General features: G+C 69.9%; 18 protein-coding genes and 1 pseudogene. 9 read left to right on the top strand and 10 right to left on the bottom strand.

Going from position 1 to position 15,752, the window contains the following annotated elements; all coding sequences use genetic code 11:
- Nucleotides 1-2 precede the first annotated feature (2 nt).
- Both B9O00_RS16725 and ccoS read left to right on the top strand, forming a co-directional pair.
- Nucleotides 3-2,255, top strand: coding sequence for a heavy metal translocating P-type ATPase (locus tag B9O00_RS16725; RefSeq protein ID WP_085123846.1), 2,253 nt, complete (start codon nt 3-5; stop codon nt 2,253-2,255).
- Nucleotides 2,252-2,440 (top strand): cbb3-type cytochrome oxidase assembly protein CcoS, encoded by a 189-nt coding sequence (ccoS, locus tag B9O00_RS16720; protein ID WP_085123845.1) that lies wholly within the window; start codon nt 2,252-2,254, stop codon nt 2,438-2,440. The genes B9O00_RS16725 and ccoS overlap by 4 nt, the downstream gene beginning before the upstream one ends.
- 13 nt (nt 2,441-2,453) lie before the next feature.
- Here the strand turns inward: ccoS and B9O00_RS16715 are convergent, their stop codons facing one another.
- The 4 genes and pseudogenes from B9O00_RS16715 to B9O00_RS34345 all read right to left on the bottom strand — a co-directional run.
- Nucleotides 2,454-4,796 (bottom strand): response regulator, encoded by a 2,343-nt coding sequence (locus tag B9O00_RS16715; RefSeq protein WP_159460240.1) that lies wholly within the window; start codon nt 4,794-4,796, stop codon nt 2,454-2,456.
- Between the two features lie 17 nt (nt 4,797-4,813).
- Nucleotides 4,814-5,260 carry a response regulator gene (locus B9O00_RS16710; RefSeq protein ID WP_085123843.1) on the bottom strand — a complete coding sequence of 149 codons (447 nt, stop codon included), beginning with the start codon at nt 5,258-5,260 and terminating at the stop codon, nt 4,814-4,816.
- Nucleotides 5,261-5,320: 60 nt separating this feature from the next.
- Entirely contained in the window at nt 5,321-6,046 is a 726-nt protein-coding gene (locus tag B9O00_RS34350) for a sensor histidine kinase (protein WP_437123444.1), read from the bottom strand.
- A 63-nt stretch (nt 6,047-6,109) separates the two neighbouring features.
- Nucleotides 6,110-7,573: pseudogene (locus B9O00_RS34345) on the bottom strand (PAS domain S-box protein); the annotation flags it as partial.
- Nucleotides 7,574-7,847: 274 nt separating this feature from the next.
- On the opposite strand from B9O00_RS34345, the gene B9O00_RS16695 reads away from it, so the two are divergent.
- The 5 genes from B9O00_RS16695 to B9O00_RS32540 all read left to right on the top strand — a co-directional run bounded on the left by B9O00_RS16695 (nt 7,848) and on the right by B9O00_RS32540 (nt 10,519).
- Complete coding sequence (locus tag B9O00_RS16695) at nt 7,848-8,333, top strand: hypothetical protein (protein ID WP_089229721.1); 486 nt, start codon at nt 7,848-7,850, stop codon at nt 8,331-8,333.
- A gap of 119 nt (nt 8,334-8,452) precedes the next feature.
- Nucleotides 8,453-8,887, top strand: a complete 435-nt coding sequence (locus tag B9O00_RS16690; protein WP_085123839.1) for a hypothetical protein — start codon at nt 8,453-8,455, stop codon at nt 8,885-8,887.
- Between the two features lie 72 nt (nt 8,888-8,959).
- Nucleotides 8,960-9,475, top strand: coding sequence for a hypothetical protein (locus tag B9O00_RS16685; RefSeq protein ID WP_085123838.1), 516 nt, complete (start codon nt 8,960-8,962; stop codon nt 9,473-9,475).
- Nucleotides 9,476-9,612: 137 nt separating this feature from the next.
- Nucleotides 9,613-10,065 (top strand): hypothetical protein, encoded by a 453-nt coding sequence (locus B9O00_RS16680; protein WP_085123837.1) that lies wholly within the window; start codon nt 9,613-9,615, stop codon nt 10,063-10,065.
- 208 nt (nt 10,066-10,273) lie between these two features.
- Complete coding sequence (locus B9O00_RS32540; protein ID WP_143596258.1) at nt 10,274-10,519, top strand: hypothetical protein; 246 nt, start codon at nt 10,274-10,276, stop codon at nt 10,517-10,519.
- Between the two features lie 469 nt (nt 10,520-10,988).
- Here the strand turns inward: B9O00_RS32540 and B9O00_RS16675 are convergent, their stop codons facing one another.
- The 6 genes from B9O00_RS16675 to B9O00_RS16650 form a co-directional block, all read right to left on the bottom strand.
- Nucleotides 10,989-11,180 (bottom strand): hypothetical protein, encoded by a 192-nt coding sequence (locus B9O00_RS16675; RefSeq protein ID WP_085123836.1) that lies wholly within the window; start codon nt 11,178-11,180, stop codon nt 10,989-10,991.
- A gap of 9 nt (nt 11,181-11,189) precedes the next feature.
- Entirely contained in the window at nt 11,190-12,200 is a 1,011-nt protein-coding gene (locus B9O00_RS16670; protein ID WP_085123835.1) for a hypothetical protein, read from the bottom strand.
- On the bottom strand, nt 12,197-12,907 hold the full coding sequence (locus tag B9O00_RS16665; RefSeq protein ID WP_085123834.1) for a hypothetical protein: 711 nt from the start codon (nt 12,905-12,907) through the stop codon (nt 12,197-12,199). The genes B9O00_RS16670 and B9O00_RS16665 overlap by 4 nt, the downstream gene beginning before the upstream one ends.
- 3 nt (nt 12,908-12,910) lie before the next feature.
- A complete protein-coding gene (locus tag B9O00_RS16660) occupies nt 12,911-13,171 on the bottom strand; it encodes a DNA packaging protein (protein WP_085123833.1) in 261 nt (86 codons plus the stop codon).
- 3 nt (nt 13,172-13,174) lie between these two features.
- Nucleotides 13,175-13,447 (bottom strand): hypothetical protein, encoded by a 273-nt coding sequence (locus B9O00_RS16655; RefSeq protein WP_085123832.1) that lies wholly within the window; start codon nt 13,445-13,447, stop codon nt 13,175-13,177.
- A gap of 648 nt (nt 13,448-14,095) precedes the next feature.
- Complete coding sequence (locus B9O00_RS16650) at nt 14,096-14,776, bottom strand: recombinase family protein (RefSeq protein ID WP_085123831.1); 681 nt, start codon at nt 14,774-14,776, stop codon at nt 14,096-14,098.
- Nucleotides 14,777-15,031: 255 nt separating this feature from the next.
- Between B9O00_RS16650 and B9O00_RS32535 the strand changes: the two genes are divergently transcribed.
- Nucleotides 15,032-15,493, top strand: coding sequence for a hypothetical protein (locus tag B9O00_RS32535; protein WP_143596257.1), 462 nt, complete (start codon nt 15,032-15,034; stop codon nt 15,491-15,493).
- A 57-nt stretch (nt 15,494-15,550) separates the two neighbouring features.
- Nucleotides 15,551-15,682: a hypothetical protein gene (locus tag B9O00_RS34040; RefSeq protein ID WP_268810773.1), complete on the top strand. Its 132-nt coding sequence runs from the start codon at nt 15,551-15,553 to the stop codon at nt 15,680-15,682.
- Nucleotides 15,683-15,752 lie beyond the last annotated feature (70 nt).

The raw sequence follows: 15,752 nt of genomic DNA, 5'->3' as shown, positions 1-15,752 counted from the left end.
CCATGAGCCTCGCCGAGCCCCTGCCCCGCGGCGGCGCCGAGCCGCCGTCGGTCGACGCCACCGCCTACGTCCAGCTCGCCGACGACGGCGGCCGGCGTCTCCACCTGCTGGTCGAGGGCGTGCACTGCGGGGGCTGCGTGCGGCGCATCGAGCGGGGCCTGGCCGAGCTGCCGGGGGTCGAGGAGGCGCGGCTCAACCTGACGACCCGGCGGCTGACCGTCGGCTGGCACGGCGAGCGCCGCTTCGCCGGCGAGGTGGTCCGCAAGGTCGAGGGGCTGGGCTACAGGGTCGTGCCCTACGAGCCCTCGCGCCTGACCGCCGACGACACGCGCAGCGAGAAGGAGCTGCTGCGCTGCCTGGCGGTCGCCGGCTTCGCCGCCGCCAACGTCATGCTGCTGTCGATCGCGGTCTGGGCCGGCGCCGGCGAGGAGAGCGGCAGCGCCCTGCGCGACATGCTGCACTGGTTCTCGGCGCTGATCGCCCTGCCCGCGATCGCCTATGCCGGCCGGCCCTTCTTCCGATCGGCCCTGGCCGCGCTCAAGGCGCGCAGCGCCAACATGGACGTGCCGATCTCGCTGGGCGTGCTGCTCGCCGCCGGCATGTCGCTGCACGAAACCGCGACCGGCGGGCCGCACGCCTATTTCGACTCCGCCGTCACCCTGCTGTTCTTCCTGCTGGTCGGCCGCTATCTCGACCGCCGGGCGCGCGGCCGGGCCCGCTCGGCGGCCGAGCGGCTGCTCGCCCTGGGCGCCCAGGCGGTCACCGTGCTGCAGGACGACGGCAGCCAGCTGCTGGTGCCGCCCGAGCAGGTCGCGCCGGGCGCGACCGTCCTGGTCGCCGCCGGCGAGCGCATCGCCGTCGACGGCGAGGTCGCCAGCGGCAGCTCGGAGATCGACAGCCAGCTGATCACCGGCGAGACGCTGCTGCAGGCGGCCGGCCCGGGCGCCCGGGTCTTCGCCGGCACGACCAACGTCTCGGCACCGCTGCGCCTGACCGTCACCGCGACCGGCGAGAAGACGCTGCTGGCCGAGATCGTCCGCCTGATGGAGTGCGCCGAGCAGCGCAAGGCGCGCTTCGTCGGCCTCGCCGACCGCCTGTCGCGGATCTACGCGCCGGTCGTCCACCTGGCCGCGCTGGGCGCCTTCCTCGGCTGGGCCCTGATCGGCGGCCTCGCCTGGCAGCAGGCGCTGCTGATCGCCGTCGCCGTGCTGATCGTCACCTGCCCCTGTGCCCTCGGCCTCGCCGTGCCGGCGGTCCAGGTCATGGCCAGCGGCCGCCTGATGCGGCGCGGCATCCTGCTGAAGTCGGCGACTGCGCTGGAGCGCCTCGCCGAGGTCGACACCGTGGTCTTCGACAAGACCGGCACCCTGACCGAGGGCCGGCCCGAGCTGCGCCGCGAGGCCCCGCCGACCGGGACCGGGGACGAGGCCCTGAGCGAGGCCGGCGCGCTGGCCGCCAACTCCAGGCATCCGCTGGCCCGCGCCCTGGTCCGCGCGCTGCCCGACGTGCCGGCCGCCGAGGGCGTCGTCGAGGTCCCCGGCTGCGGCCTCGAACGCCTGACCGAGGCCGGACCGGTCCGGCTCGGCAACCGCCGCTGGCTAGGCCTGGACGACGAGGCCGCGGGCGACGACGCGGGCGAGGGGCCGGAGCTCTGGCTCTGCCGTCCCGGCCGGGCGCCGGTGCGCTTCGCCTTCGAGGACCGCCTGCGCAGCGACGCCGCCGCGGTCGTCGCCGAGCTGCAGCGCCGGGGCCTCGCCGTCGAGCTCCTGTCCGGCGACCGGGCGCCGACCGTCATGGCCGTCGCCGGCCGGCTCGGCATCGCCGGCGCCCAGGCCGGGCTGACGCCGGCCGGCAAGGTCGCGCGCCTCGAGGCGCTGGCCGCCCAGGGCCGCAAGGTGCTGATGGTCGGCGACGGCCTGAACGACGCGCCGGCGCTGGCCGCCGCCAGCGTCTCGCTGTCGCCGTCGAGCGCCATCGACATCAGCCAGACCGCCGCCGACGCCGTGTTCCAGGGGACCCGCCTGGATCCGGTGCTCGAGGTGCTCGAGGTCGCGCGGCGCGCCGAGGCGCTGGTCCGCCAGAACTTCGGCCTGGCGATCCTCTACAACCTCTTCGCCGTGCCGCTCGCCGTCGCCGGCTTCGTCACGCCGCTGATCGCCGCGGTCGCCATGTCCTGCTCGTCGCTGACCGTGATCGGCAACGCGCTGCGCCTCGGACTAGTCCGGCGGCGGGCAGCCCCGGACGCGGCACGGTGACCGTCCTCGTCTACCTGATCCCGATCGCCCTGTTCCTCGGCCTGCTCGGCCTCGGCGCCTTCCTCTGGGCGCTCAGGAGCGGCCAGTACGACGACCTGGACGGCGCCGCCCAGCGCATCCTCTTCGACGACGAGGACGACGCTCCGCTCGAGGAGCCGCGCCGGGAGCCCCCGCCCAAGGACTGACCGGCCGGCCGCCTCAGGCCCCACCGTCGCGGCCGAGCTCGGCCAGCAGGAGCCGCAGCTCCGCGGCGCGCACCGGCTTCGGTACGATGCCGACCATGCGCAGCGCCCGGGCCTTGCCGAGCAGCAGCGCCGCCTCGCGCATCTTCGGGTCGAAGCCGCTCATCAGCAGGATGCGGGCCCGGCTGCCGGCATCGGCCAGGACCTGCAGCAGCTCGATGCCGTCGGTGTCGGGCATCGCCAGGTCGAGGATCACGACGTCCGGGCGGAACGAGCTGTACAGCGCCGCGAACTGCCGGGCCCGATCGGTGAAGGCCACCTCGAAGCCCAGGCCCTCGGCGACCTCGCGGACGAAGGCGCCGACGTCCGGCTCGTCGTCGACCATCAGGAGGCGCAGCCCCGTGACGGCCGCGTGGCCGTTGCCGTCGAGCGCCTCGGCGACCTTGCGGGCCAGTTCGTCCCGGCGATAGGGCTTGGACAGCAGATTGCCGAGCCCCTCGATCGAGCTGCCGCCGGCCAGGGCCGCCTCGGTGTAGCCCGAGGTGAACAGCACCTTCAGGCTGGGCCAGCGCCTGCGCGCCTCGCGGGCCAGCTCGGGTCCCGACATGCCGCCGCGCATCACGACGTCCGTGAACAGCAGATCGACCTCCGCCTGCTGCTCCAGGAGCTGCAGTCCGGCCTTGCCGTCCGCCGCCTCGACGACCCGGTAGCCGAGCGCGCGCAGCTGGCGCAGCGCGACAGCGCGGACCTCCTCGTCGTCCTCGACCACCAGGATGGTCGCGTCGCGCGCCACCTTGGTCACCGGCCGAAGGTGCGGCGCGGCGGCCTCCTCGTCCTTCGGCTGCGTGCTCGCGCGCGGCAGGTAGAGGCGCACCGTCGTGCCGTGGCCGAGCTCGCTGTAGATCTTGACGTGGCCGCCCGACTGCTTGGCGAAGCCGTAGACCATGCTGAGACCGAGGCCCGTGCCCTTGCCCGGGTCCTTGGTGGTGAAGAAGGGCTCGAAGACCTTGTCGAGAACCTCCGGCGGGATGCCGGTGCCGCTGTCGGACACCGCGAGCACGACGTAGTCGCCCGGCGCGACCTCGAGGTTGCAGGCGGCGTAGTGCGCGTCGAGCGGCTTGTTCGCGGTCTCGACGATCAGGCGCCCGCCGTCCGGCATGGCGTCGCGGGCGTTGATCGCGAGGTTGGCGAGCGCTGCCTCGAGCTGCGTCGGGTCGGCGAGGGCCGGCCAGAGCTCGGCGGCCAGCCGGGTCTCGACCTCGACCGGCTCGCCGAGCGTGCGGCGCAGCAGCGCGATGGTGTCGGAGACCAGGCGGTTGAGGTCGAAGACCCTGGTCTCCAGCGGCTGCCGCCGCGAGAAGGCGAGCAGCTGCCGGGTCAGGTTCGCCCCGCGCAGGCTGGCACCGAGCGCCTGGTCGGCCAGCTTGCGCGCCCGGAGCTGGCCGTCGAGCTCCTCGCACAGCTGGTCGAGGTTGCCGATGACGATGGTCAGAAGGTTGTTGAAGTCGTGGGCAAGGCCGCCGGTCAGCTGGCCGACCGCCTCCATCTTCTGGACCTGCCGGAGCTGCTCCTGCAGGGCCTTGCGCTCGCTGACGTCACGGATCACGGCCAGGAAGGTCGTCCTGCCGTCCTCGATCAGCTTGGAGATCGAGGCCTCGGCCGGAAACTCCTCGCCGCTCTTGCGCCGCCCGGTCACCTCGCTGCGCTCGCTCATGCGCCGGACCGTCTCGGGACGCTCGGCGAAGGCGGCCAGATGGCGGCGGTGCTCCGCCACCATGCCGGAGGGCAGCAGCAGATCGAGGAACTGCCCCGAGACCTCCTCGACGCTGTAGCCGAACACCGCCTCGGCCGCACGGTTGAAGAGCGTGATGCGCTGCTCCTCGTCGACCGCCACGACCGCGTCCGGCGCCATCGCCAGGATCTCGCGGAAGCGCGTCTCCGCGGCCTGGCGCTCCGCCTCGGCACGCAGCCGCCCCTGGCGCATCGCCGAGTCGCGCAGCTCGCGCTCGATCGCCGGGACGAGCCGCTTCAGGTTGTCCTTGACGACATAGTCCTGGGCGCCCGCCCGCATCGCCGCCACCGCCGTCTCCTCGCCGATCGTGCCGGAGACGAAGATGAAGGGGATGTCGAGGCCGCGGCTGCGCAGCAGGGCCAGGGCCTGGGCGCCGCTGAAGCCAGTCATCGTGTAGTCGCAGAGGATCAGGTCCCACTCCTGGCTCTCGAGCGCGCCGAGGAAGGCCTCGGCGGCGGCCACGGTCCGGTGGCTCGGCGCCAGGCCGCCGCGGCGCAGCTCGCGCAGGATCAGCTCCGCGTCGTCGGGGGAGTCCTCGACCAGCAGGACGCGCAGCGGCTTCGCCATACCCCGCTCCTGCCCGCTCATCCCATCGGCCTCGGCGGCATCTCGTTGAGCAGCAGCCAGTAGAGCCCGAGCTGCCGGGCGGCCTCGACGAAGGCGTCGAAGTCGACCGGCTTGCGCACGTAGCTGTTGGCACCCAGGCGGTAGCCCTCGACGAGGTCGCGCTCCTCCCCGGAGGAGGTCAGGATCACCACCGGCAGCAGGCGGGTACGCTCGTCGGCGCGGACACGGCGCAGCACCTCGAGGCCGTCGACCTTCGGCAGCTTCAGGTCGAGCAGCACGACCTGCGGCAGGTCCGAGACGTCGCGGCCCGCGTGCTCGCCGGTCGCGAAGAGGTAATCCAGCGCCTCGGCACCGTCCCGTGCCACCACCACGGGATTGCTGATGTTGTTCTTGCGGAACGCGCGCAGGGTGAGCGCCTCGTCGTCCGGATTGTCCTCGATCAGCAGGATGTTGCGTGCCGACATAGGCTCTCCCTCGTCCGGAGCCCGACCCGATCGCCTCGGCGCGATCGGGTCGGGCTCCAATCAGGTGGTCGCAGAGGGCGCTTCGCCGGCCGGGTCGAGTCGGCCCGGCCGGATCGCGCTCTCGAGTGTGAAGTAGAAGGTTGCCCCTTCATTGGTAGCGGCCTCGGCCCAGACCGCGCCGCCGTGCTTGTGAACGATCCGCTGCACGGTCGCGAGGCCGATCCCGGTCCCCGGGAAGCTGCGCGCGTCGTGCAGGCGCTGGAAGGCCCGGAACAGCTGCCCGGCGTAGGTCATGTCGAAGCCGACGCCGTTGTCGCGGACGAAGAAGGCGGGCTTGCCGTCCTGCTCGCAGCGCCCGAGCTCGATGCGCGCCGGCGTCCGCCCGGCGGTGAACTTCCAGGCGTTGCCGATCAGGTTCTCCAGGGCGATCCGCAGCAGGCGCGGATCGCCCCGCGCGGTCAGGTCCCGGGCGATCTCGACCTCGACCGCGCGCTCGGGCGAAGCCGAGCGCAGGCCCTCGACCACCTCCAGCGCCAGCGCTCCGAGGTCGACCGCCTCGGGGGCGAGCTCGGCGCGTGCGACCCGCGACAGCCTCAGCAGGTCGTCGATCAGCAGCCCCATGCGCTGGGCCGCCTGGCGCACCCGGTTCAGGTGGCCCCGGCCCTCTTCGTCGAGCTGCTCGCCGCAGTCCTCGAGCAGGGCCTGGCTGAAGCCGTCGATCGCCCGCAGCGGCGCGCGCAGGTCGTGCGAGACGGAATAGCTGAAGGCCTCGAGCTCCCGGTTCACCGTCTCCAGCTCGGCGTTGTCGAGCGTCAGGCGCTCGTTGAGCTCCTGGATCCTGCGCTCCGACGCCTGCTCGTCCGTGACGTCGCGGATATCGGCGACGATCAGCAGGCCGTCGCCGGTCTCGACCGGACTGAGGCTGATGGCGACCGGGAACTCGGTGCCGTCGGCGCGCAGACCCTGCAGGTCCCGGCCGGCCCCCATCGGCCGGACCCGGGGCTGGTCGAGATAGCCGGAGCGATGGCCAACGTGACCCGTGCGGTAGCGCTCCGGCACCAGCAGCTCCACGGTCTGGCCGGCCAGCAGCTGGCGGGAATGGCCGAACAGCCGCTCCGCCTGGTCGTTGACCAGGACGATGCGGCCGTCGGTGTCGATGATGACGACGGCGTCGGGCGCCGATTCGACCAGGGCGCGGAAGCGCGCCTCGCTGGCCCGCAGCCGGCGCTCGGCCCGGCGGCGGTGGCTGCCGGACCGCGCCAGCACGATCGAGACGGCGCCGAGCAGCAGCACCAGGACCGCCGCCGCGGCCAGGAAGCGCCCGGCCAGGGCCTCGCCCGGCGCCGTCAGGACGGGCGCCGGCAGGTGGCTGACGAGATAGAGCAGCGGCGGCCGCGTCGCCGGCTCGCCGTCCTTGCCGAGCAGCTCGGAAAAGGGCGCGAGGCGCGAATAGGTGAAGAGATCGCCGTCCTCGACGAACTGGCCCTGCGGCGGACCACCCGCGATCCGCTGCCAGGCCGCCGCATAGGCGTGCCCGAAGGAGCGGTCCCGCCGGTCGGGATACATGAAGGCCCACTCGTCCCGGGGCGTCGGGCCGATCAGCCAATAGCCGTCCCGATCGATCAGCCAGACCTGACCTCGGCTGGCGCCGGCCAGGTCTGAGATCCGGTCGAGCAGCCGCCGGCCCAGATAGTTCAGGACGACGAGGCCGCGCTGCCGGCCGGCGCCGTCGAACACCGGCGTCGCGAAGCGGATCATCGGCTTGATCGGCTGCTCGACCTCGCCGTGCTCGCGGTTGAGATCGAAGGGCGAGACTTAGATCGCGCCGGGGCCGCGCTTCAGCGTCTCCGCGACGTAGGGCCGGGCGGCCTTGTCCTGCAGCTGGTCGTCGGGAACGACGACCGGGCTGCCGCCGTTCCAGTTGACGCGAACCAGCTCGCGGCCGTCGGGAGCGATCAGGCGGATCTGGTCGTAGAGGCTCTTCTCCGCCGCGAAGGCGTGGTAGTCCTCGGCCAGGGCCTGCCGGGCCTCGGCGTCGGGGGACGCGAGCCAGCGCTGCAGGGCCTGCTGGCGGGCGAGATAGCGCAGGTCCGACAGGATGGCGGCGAGCTCGCCGTCGCCGCGCTGCCGGCCGATCTCGACGACGCGCTCCTCGTCGGCCTGCTCGGCGTTCCGCAACGCGGTCGCCTGGACATGGAACAGCAGATAGACGACCAGCGCCGCGGCCAGCGCCAGGGGCGCAAAGACGAGCGCCGCCCGTCGCAGCGTGTCGACGCCGAAGAGACTGTCGGACTGCTCGTCGCCTCCGGCCACCTCGCACCTTCGGCCGGGAGGCCGGCCGCCTCAAGACATCACAGGGCGCGCCCGGCGCCGCTCGAAGGGTACTCTCTTGTTGCAGCCCGAGAAGCATCGGCGCAACCGGCAATCTAGCGTTGCGAGCCTTAACCTTTTCTAAACGAATTCGACCCTTTTTCTCCTGTGGCCTTTTCCGGGGCGGCATCCCGACGGTCGGCCGGTCGACGGCGCGGGGCCGGCCGCGCTATCCCTGGCGGCGGTGCGGTGGAGGGAGGCTGCCTCGGGGAGCGGCATGCGCGGGTTCAGGATGACGATGGAGATCGACGCCAACGGCATCGTCGTCGCGGTCTACGAAGGGCTGTTCGACGCTTCCGAGTGGCTGCGCCAGCGCCGCGCCGGCTTCGAGAGCCGCTACCGGCTCGCCGACTACGACGGCCGGTCGATGGTCGTCGACATGCGCCGCTGCCGCCTGCCGGGCCAGGACTGGGCCTACCAGTTCGAGGAGGTCGCCAGGGTCCTCCGCGAGCGGCGCCCGACCGCCTTCCGCAACGCCTTCATCGTCGGCGACCACCCGGACTCGGACGCCGGCATCGCGCTGTTCGGCGAGTACCAGAAGCTGTTCCAGAACCCGGGCTCGGAGGTCCGCACCTTCCGCAGCTACGAGGAAGGCTACGCCTGGGCCCTGGAGGGTTTGCGCCCGCCCGACGCACCGGCGCCGACCGCCGACAGCGAGCGCCGGGACGACGTCGGAGGCCGCCCCGGCCGCCGCTGCGACTGAGCGGCGCCCGCCCGTCGGGACGGCGTCGGGGCCGTCAACGATTTGTTCATGGCCGTTCGGCCGGAATCCGGGTCGGGACAAGCGCGATCGCCCCTGGAGGCGGAGGCGAAGGCACAGCCATGCAGCGTTTCGGCATGACCATGGAGCTCGACGAGCGGGGCGTCGTCATCACCGTCTGCGAAGGCGTCTTCGACGCCTCCCAGTGGGTGCGCCAGCGCCGCGCGATCTTCGAGAGCCGCTATCCGCTCGAGGCCTACGACGGGCATCCCGTGGTCAGCGACATGCGCCGCTGCCAGCTGCCCGCGCTCGACTGGGCGAGCCAGTTCAAAGCCATCGCCGACGCCATGAAGCACCAGCGCATGAAGCCGTTCCGCCGCGCCCTGATCATCGGCCGGAAGGACGGCGCGGACCTGGCGGTCGCACTCTTCGCCCAGTACCAGAAGATCTTCCATCACCCGGACGTCGAGACCCGCGCCTTCCTCGACTACGACGAGGGCTATGCCTGGGCCCTGGCTTCGCTCGACCGGCCGAGCGAATGCGCAAAGCTACCATAGATTGCCTTATTGTCGCCCATACAGTCAGCAACACGAGCAGATCGGACAGGTCGTCCGACCGGGGGGCAAGCCATGCCGGCGTTCAACATGACGATAGACCTCGACCCCAACGGCGTCATCGTCACGGTCTGCGAGGGCCGCTACGACGGCGAGGAATGGCTGCGCCTGCGCCGTGAGCTGTTCGAGAGCCGCTACCGGGTCGCGGACTACGACGGCCGGCCCGCCGTGACGGACATGCGCCGCTGCCGCCTGCCCAAGCGCGACTGGGCGACGGAGTTCAAGATCGTCGCCGACGTGATGAAGCGCGAGCACCGCAAGCCCTTCCGGCGTGCCGTCATCGTCAGCGGGGAGGACGGCTCCGAGCTGGCGGTCGCCCTGCTCGCCGAGTACCAGAAGCTCTTCCATCACCCGGGCGTCGAAACCCGCGCCTTCCTCGACTACGACGAGGGCTACGCCTGGGCCCTGGCCGGCGCACCGCCCGCCGACGGCGACGAAGGCGCCCCGGAACAGCGGACGGACGCGCCGAAGACCGTCCGAGACGGTCAGGCCCACGTGACGGATCCGGAAACCCTCGACGAACGAGGCTGACCGGGGCGAGGCCATGCGACCCGCGGCCGAACCCCCCGGACTGCCGCGCAACGCCGAGACCGGTTGTCGAGGGTCGGCTGACGGATATATCACCGAGCGACGCCGCAAGGGATGTGCGCATCGGCCGAGGAAGCGGAATGCCGGGCTTCAGCATGACCATGGAGATCGACGCCAACGGCGTGATCGTCGCCGTCCTCGACGGCATGTTCAGCGCCTCGGCCTACATCCGTCTGCGCCGCGAGATCTTCGAGTCCCGTTACGGCCCCGCCGACTATGACGGCCGCCCGATCGTCGCGGACATCCGGAACTGCGCGCTGCCGGACCGGGACTGGCCGGATCAGTTCCAGGAGTTCGCGCAGTTCCTGAGGGAGCGGCGCCCGAGCCCCTTCCGCATCGCCATCGTCATCGGCGACGAGAAGGGCGCCGAGACGGCGGTCACCCTGTTCTCCGAATACCAGCGCCTGTTCTTCCACGCCGAGGTCGAGACCCGGGCCTTTCGAGACGGCGACGAGGCCTACGCCTGGGCCCTGGCGGGCCTGCGACCGCCGGGCGAGCCGGAGCCCGCCGGCAGCGGCAGGCAGGACGACTGAGGCCCCGGACGGCGCGACGCCCCGCGTCGTGTCCCCCTCCCGTCCGACTGCCCGCCGGGCCCATGGCCGGCGGCATCGGGCCGTCGCCCCAAACGACGAAGGCCCCGGCGAGCCGGGGCCTTCGCGAAACTCGGAACGGAACCGAGCGGTCAGCGCGAGTAGTACTCGATGAAGCATGCGGAACATCAAATAAAAGTGCTGCATATCAGTGGCTTATGAAGACGCGCTGTACGCCATCCACCAACGTTTCCCACCAACATTTTCGCTCGGACCGCGCGTCAAGCTGGCAACAGCAACCACAGGAGAAGAAAATCAGCATATCGCGCTTGAGGCCGCGTTCAAGGCACACCATATAGTGCGGCACCCCGAAACGGCGGGGGAGAAAAGCGAGGTGTCATGCAACGCGATTTTCTCCTCCCCGATCTTGCGGCACGGTAGCACGAACCTGCTGTGAGGTGTCCCTGTAGGGGAGACGAGGGCTAGGAGCAAAGTGACAGCGCCACGGTGGTTCGTGAGCCGTGGTCCGTGTAATTGGCTGAGGAATTCTCCTTGGCACTGCCCGGATGACGGGGAGCGGCCTTGGAGGCATCAGGTCTTGCCAGCCCAGCGGATAAGCTCTGAACGTAGTTGGTGGGACGCTAGGTCTCGCCCACGGCAGTCGGATAGGACGCCCTGAGGTGGGCCATCCTGCTCGACCAAGCCGGAAGGCAAGATCCTGCAAGGAGCCGGCTGCCGCCCGACATGCACCAGATATTCCAATGGTGCAGCGTCGCTGCACCGGCTCGAGAAACCGAGGTGCAGTTGACTGCACCTTCGCGTCCCCGCCCGGTTGCCCCTCAAGGCTGCCCTCGGGCGCACCTGTCAGGACCGGGCGGGGATCGCGGCTAGAGGAACGTCCTCAAGTGTGAGGGCGTCTCCAGCGGTCAGCTACCGGCCGCCATCTTCTGGAAGATCGCGGCAGCGGCGCTCAGGGAGTCGAAGCCCTGCGGCAGGGTCTCGCCGTCCACGACGACGCGGAAGTGGCTCTCGCCAGTCCGCTTGATCGTGACTTGCCCTGAGCGCGACTCCACGGCGGAGTCGGCAGGCATGTTGATGGTGGTTGCTTCCACGGTCATCCTCGCTCGCTAGCGGATCTTCTCGGGGGCGAAGACCATCCCGAGGCGGACAGCGGTCTTCCACGGGACCTGCCCCTCGCCGGGCACTTCAAGGACCACCTCGTTGCCAATCTTCATGGCGCGGATGCCGCCGTCGTACACGGCGTTGAGCAGGGCTTCGGGGTCCCGCTGGTCGAGGTTCTCCAGGTAGCTCTGCGCCATCGCCCGATAGTCCTTGGTCGTGCGGTTCATCGCCTGGTTCCGCATCGCCTTCTTCAGGCTCTCCATCCGGACGGGGCTCTCGCGGCACCACGCCACGAAGTCCGCCATGTCGTAGACGCCGGCCTTCTGGACGGTCGAGACCCACTGGTTGGACAGGGCGGTGGCGAAGCGGCCGAGACGCTCCCCCGCTTCCTGCGGCGAGACCCCGAGCTGGTCGGCGACCTTGAACAGCAGGCGCTCCGAGATGTCGAAGTCGTCGCCCCGGAGGTACTCGCCGATGATGGAGACCTGAGTGTAGGTGTCCACGGCGCCGGCGAAGTGCGAGAACTCCCGCTCCACGGCCGCGTCCTGGAAGCCCTCCAGAGGCTCGCTCGGGGCCGCCTCAGCCTTGGGCGGCGTGTACCCCTGCCCGTCGCCGATGCGACTCCCCGCGGCCACCTGCGGGGCCTGAGAGGAGCCCGGCTCGTAGTAGGCGCCGGCACCGTCCCGCATCAGCTGGCCCATACGGACAGCGACCTTCACGCTGGTCGTCATGCCGTTGGAGAGCGTCACGAGGTCGGAGTCCTTCACCACCTGGGGCGACAGCGGCTCGCTGGAGATGCCGGGGCGGTGGAACGTGGTCTGCCCGGCCGGGTAGCGGGGCGCCTCCGGGGGCGGGGCGCCGATGGTGATCCGGGCGACGCCGCCGGCACCACGCCAAGTGGCGGTCGGGTTGCGCGGGTTGGCGCCCCCGTACTGTTCGGAGTCGTCGCGCTCCTGCCGGGCCTCGCTCCGGAGCGCCTCGGCGTCGTTGGGGTGAACCTGATAGTGAGTGGTCATGCTGGTTCCTTGCTTGGGGTCTTGGAGAACGGGGTGTCGGTCCCCGGCACCGGCTCGGCGCTCGGACCAACGGGCTTGCGGCTGGCGAGAAGGTGCGGGGTGGCCTTGAGCGCGAGCGCACCGAAGGCGCCGACGATCAGTAGCGAGAGGTAGTCGCGCACCCTGGCGGGGACGCGGGCATAGAACCGCTGCCCCGAGCTGCTGTAACGGCGCTCGCCGGGGACCAGCCGCAGGACGCGGTAGGCGAGCATGTGCCGGAAGTGGCGGTCGCTGGCGAAGGTCGCGGGCTGGTCGGCCTGGAGGGCGTAGAGCCCGAAGACCATGGCTAGGACGCTCTCCGGCCAGACACCCTCCCTCCGCATCCTGGCGAACCAAGCGGAGGTCCGCTGGTCGGCGGGCGTGGACGGGGTGACGCGCGGGGGTGTCTCGCCGCTGTTGATCCAGGACTGGATGCGGACCAGCGCAGCGATGATGCCGGGGTGCTGGCGGTTGCGGTCGATGAAGGCTTCCGCCAAGTCGCGGTAAGGGGACAGCTCAAGGGTGGTGATCATGCGCCCTGCGGCGTCTCCGGTGTTCTCCTGGCGCTTGGCGTGGGTGGAGCAGAACTGCCCCAACTCCTTCCGAGGGAGCTGGCAGCCGGCGAACGCGCAGGGACGGGCACTCGCCCGTGCCTCCCGCAGTCGCCTTTCGGTCTCGGGGTCGGTCATGGTCTAGCGGAACTCGGGTTCGGTGCAGTCGGCTGCACCTTCGGGGTCGGTGAACGGGAGGTCGGTGATCCCGCTCAGCGCCTCGGCGATGTCGGGCACGGAGAGCGACGCACGGTTGATGCCGTTGTCGCTGAGGAACTGGCGGGCGACGTTGAGCAGGGCCGCCTGGAGCTGGTCGGCCGGGGTCGTCTCCAGGAGCGCCGCCAGCTTCTCAGCCTGAGCCAGCCAGATGCGCTCCAGGACTTCGCGCTTGGGGTCGGCCATCGGTCAGCCTCGGGCCGCGTGAAGGGCCGTCAGCTCGGCGTTGATCGCGTCCTGGTCGCCGTGCCTGAGCAGCTCGGTTGCGTGGCTGCCGAGCAGGCGAATGGCCCGGTTGATCAGGACGGCATCCGAGACCGGCCGCTGGCACCAGAGCTGATAGGCGAGGCCGGACAGCCGGAGCGCCTCGGTGGAGGTCTCGGTGAGCTGGAGGTGGCGTTCCTTGGCGACGCGACCGTGGCGGAGGCCGAGGCGGGGCGGGAGGTTGCTGGTCGTGGGCATGGGAGGTCGGCTCCTCGAAGGGGTCCATAGTTGCGAAAAAGGAAAGGGTGCGGAGGCACGGTCATCCCCCGACCCCCTGCGCCGTCACGCTTTCAGGAGGTCGGGGGCGAGGACCCGAGCAAGACCGTTCAACTCCCGCGCCGGACTCCCTGAAGGAGTCGACGACGTGGGTTGTTGGGGCGGGAGGTCGGGTGCGAACGCACTGCCTCCCGGTAAGAGCACGGGCCAGGGAGGCACCATGCCCTTGCCGGGGGACAGGACGAAGGAAGCAGGCGGGGAGGAAGTGAGGGCGGGGGCCTCGCCAGGACGCCCCACTACTCAACAACAATCATAACTGCACACAGGGGGATAGAGGGTGGGGCGGCGGTCTCTCCTCCAAAGGGCGGACTTATCGCGCCGCCCTCCGTCTCCCCAGTATCGTCAGGCTGCCAGTCGGCTCTCGGGGCCAGTGATCTCGTCCCCGTCGTCCGCGTGAAGGACGCCCCCGGCAGGAGTCCCTGGAGTCGATTTCCCGGCCGCCGAGGGGTCTTCTAAGGGTCGGCAGCTACCGCCCTAGCCGGAATGGCACTTGAGTCTGTATGGGGCTCCTAGCGACTCCTGGAGGCATACCGGATTTCCGGGTCCAGTCTCACGCCAGAGACGCGACATTCACGCCGCGTCGAGCCGCTCCAGGACCCGCTTGACAGTCATCGCCTGCCACTGCCCGCCGCGCGGGGTCTCAAGCCCGGCCGCGTTGAGCGCGGCCGCAATCTCTCTGAGCGTCGCCCCACGGTCCCGGAGGGGCGCCACCACGCCCCGCAGCCGTGCCGCCCGCTCGTCAGCCTGCGCCTTCAGGACCACGTTGCGCTTCATCGTCTTGTCCCGGAGCCCGCCGAGGTTGGGCTTCCGGTTCTCCCGCTCCGCCCGCGCCTTCACTTCCTGGAGCGCGGCCTTGGTTCGGAGCGAGATGAAGTCGCGCTCTTGCTCTGCGAGCGCCGCGTAGACGTGGAGCTGGAACTTGTCGGCATGGGGCATTTGCGCGACCTTCAGCTTGAGCTTCGGGTCCTCCATCAAGGCAGCGATGAACGAGACCTTGCGCGAGAGGCGGTCGAGCTTCGCGACCAGCAGGACAGCACGCTCCCGCTTCGCCAGCTCGATTGCCTTCGCCAGCTCCGGGCGCTCGGCATCGGCGCCGCTCTCCACTTCGATGAAGTCGCCGACCACCTCCCACGGCTCCTCCGAGTAGGACTCCAGGAACAGGCGAATGTCGCGCTCCTGCGCCTCCAGCCCGAGGCCGCTGTGTCCCTGCCGCTTGGTGCTGACTCGCTTGTATGTGACGTACCGAACCATGGCTGCCTCCCCCCGAGTGGCTGAGTCAGGGAGGATGTAGGGCGCTCCGTAACAAACGTCAACGGTCGTTGTGTATGTTACAGCCAATTCCACGCGGCGGACGTTTGGGCGTTCGATGCAGTTTGCTGCACCAAGCCCCCAATGGGGGGACACTGGAGGGGGGATGATTGATCATGTACTTTCAGATTTTTGCGGCTAATGTTTGAGCCGCAATGCGTCTATAATCCCAGCTAGAGGCTCTAGACGGAGCGGTACATGTCAGAACAGACTAGAGGGATGATAATCGCCGCAGTCATAACAGGCGCTTGCACCCTAATCGCCACTTTAATCGTTGTTCTATTTACCCCTGCTGGAGAGCGGTTAGTGCTCATTCAACAAGCGCCAGCAAGCTTGATCGAAGAGCTATCGAAAGCTCAAGAACTCACTGGGAAAAACACGCAAGCCTCACCCGTCAGTCAATATCCATCCACACGGTCGGTTCAGTTTGATCCCGAGGTCGTCACAGACATGCTCAACTCTCTGGATCAGTACTTTCTTACCTGCCCTGAAAAACTCAGTCCGATCCCGCCCGGAACAACTTGGGGAGAGCTCCTTGTCCGGTACGTGGAATACGAGGGGCTCTATGAGCAATGCTTCAACTCCGTGCAGCGAGCCAAGACGTTCATAAGAGAGTATCTAGCAGGCTTCCCTGAGAAGGCTCAGGTGCCGGTCAGGTGACGCGCCACAGCAAGCTGAGCAGGCTCAGCACCCAATTGCCTTAGATGGGGACATGAGATGGACGACAAAGAGATACTGATGGAGTTGTTCGCCATGAAGCAGGCCGTGGGCGTTGCATTTGCAACACTCGCCAAGGCGCAAGGCGACGCCGAACAGATCATCGATAAGCGTCGTCTCGCTCACACCTGAGCGGGTTTGCATGCCCAGGGCATGAGGTCGTCGATGCGGCTCTGGGGATGGCCGGCGACGAGGCGTTCGA

Source organism: Tistlia consotensis USBA 355 (assembly GCF_900177295.1).
GTDB classification, from domain to species: domain Bacteria; phylum Pseudomonadota; class Alphaproteobacteria; order Kiloniellales; family DSM-21159; genus Tistlia; species Tistlia consotensis.
This window is presented reverse-complemented; position numbering and strand designations above follow the sequence as displayed.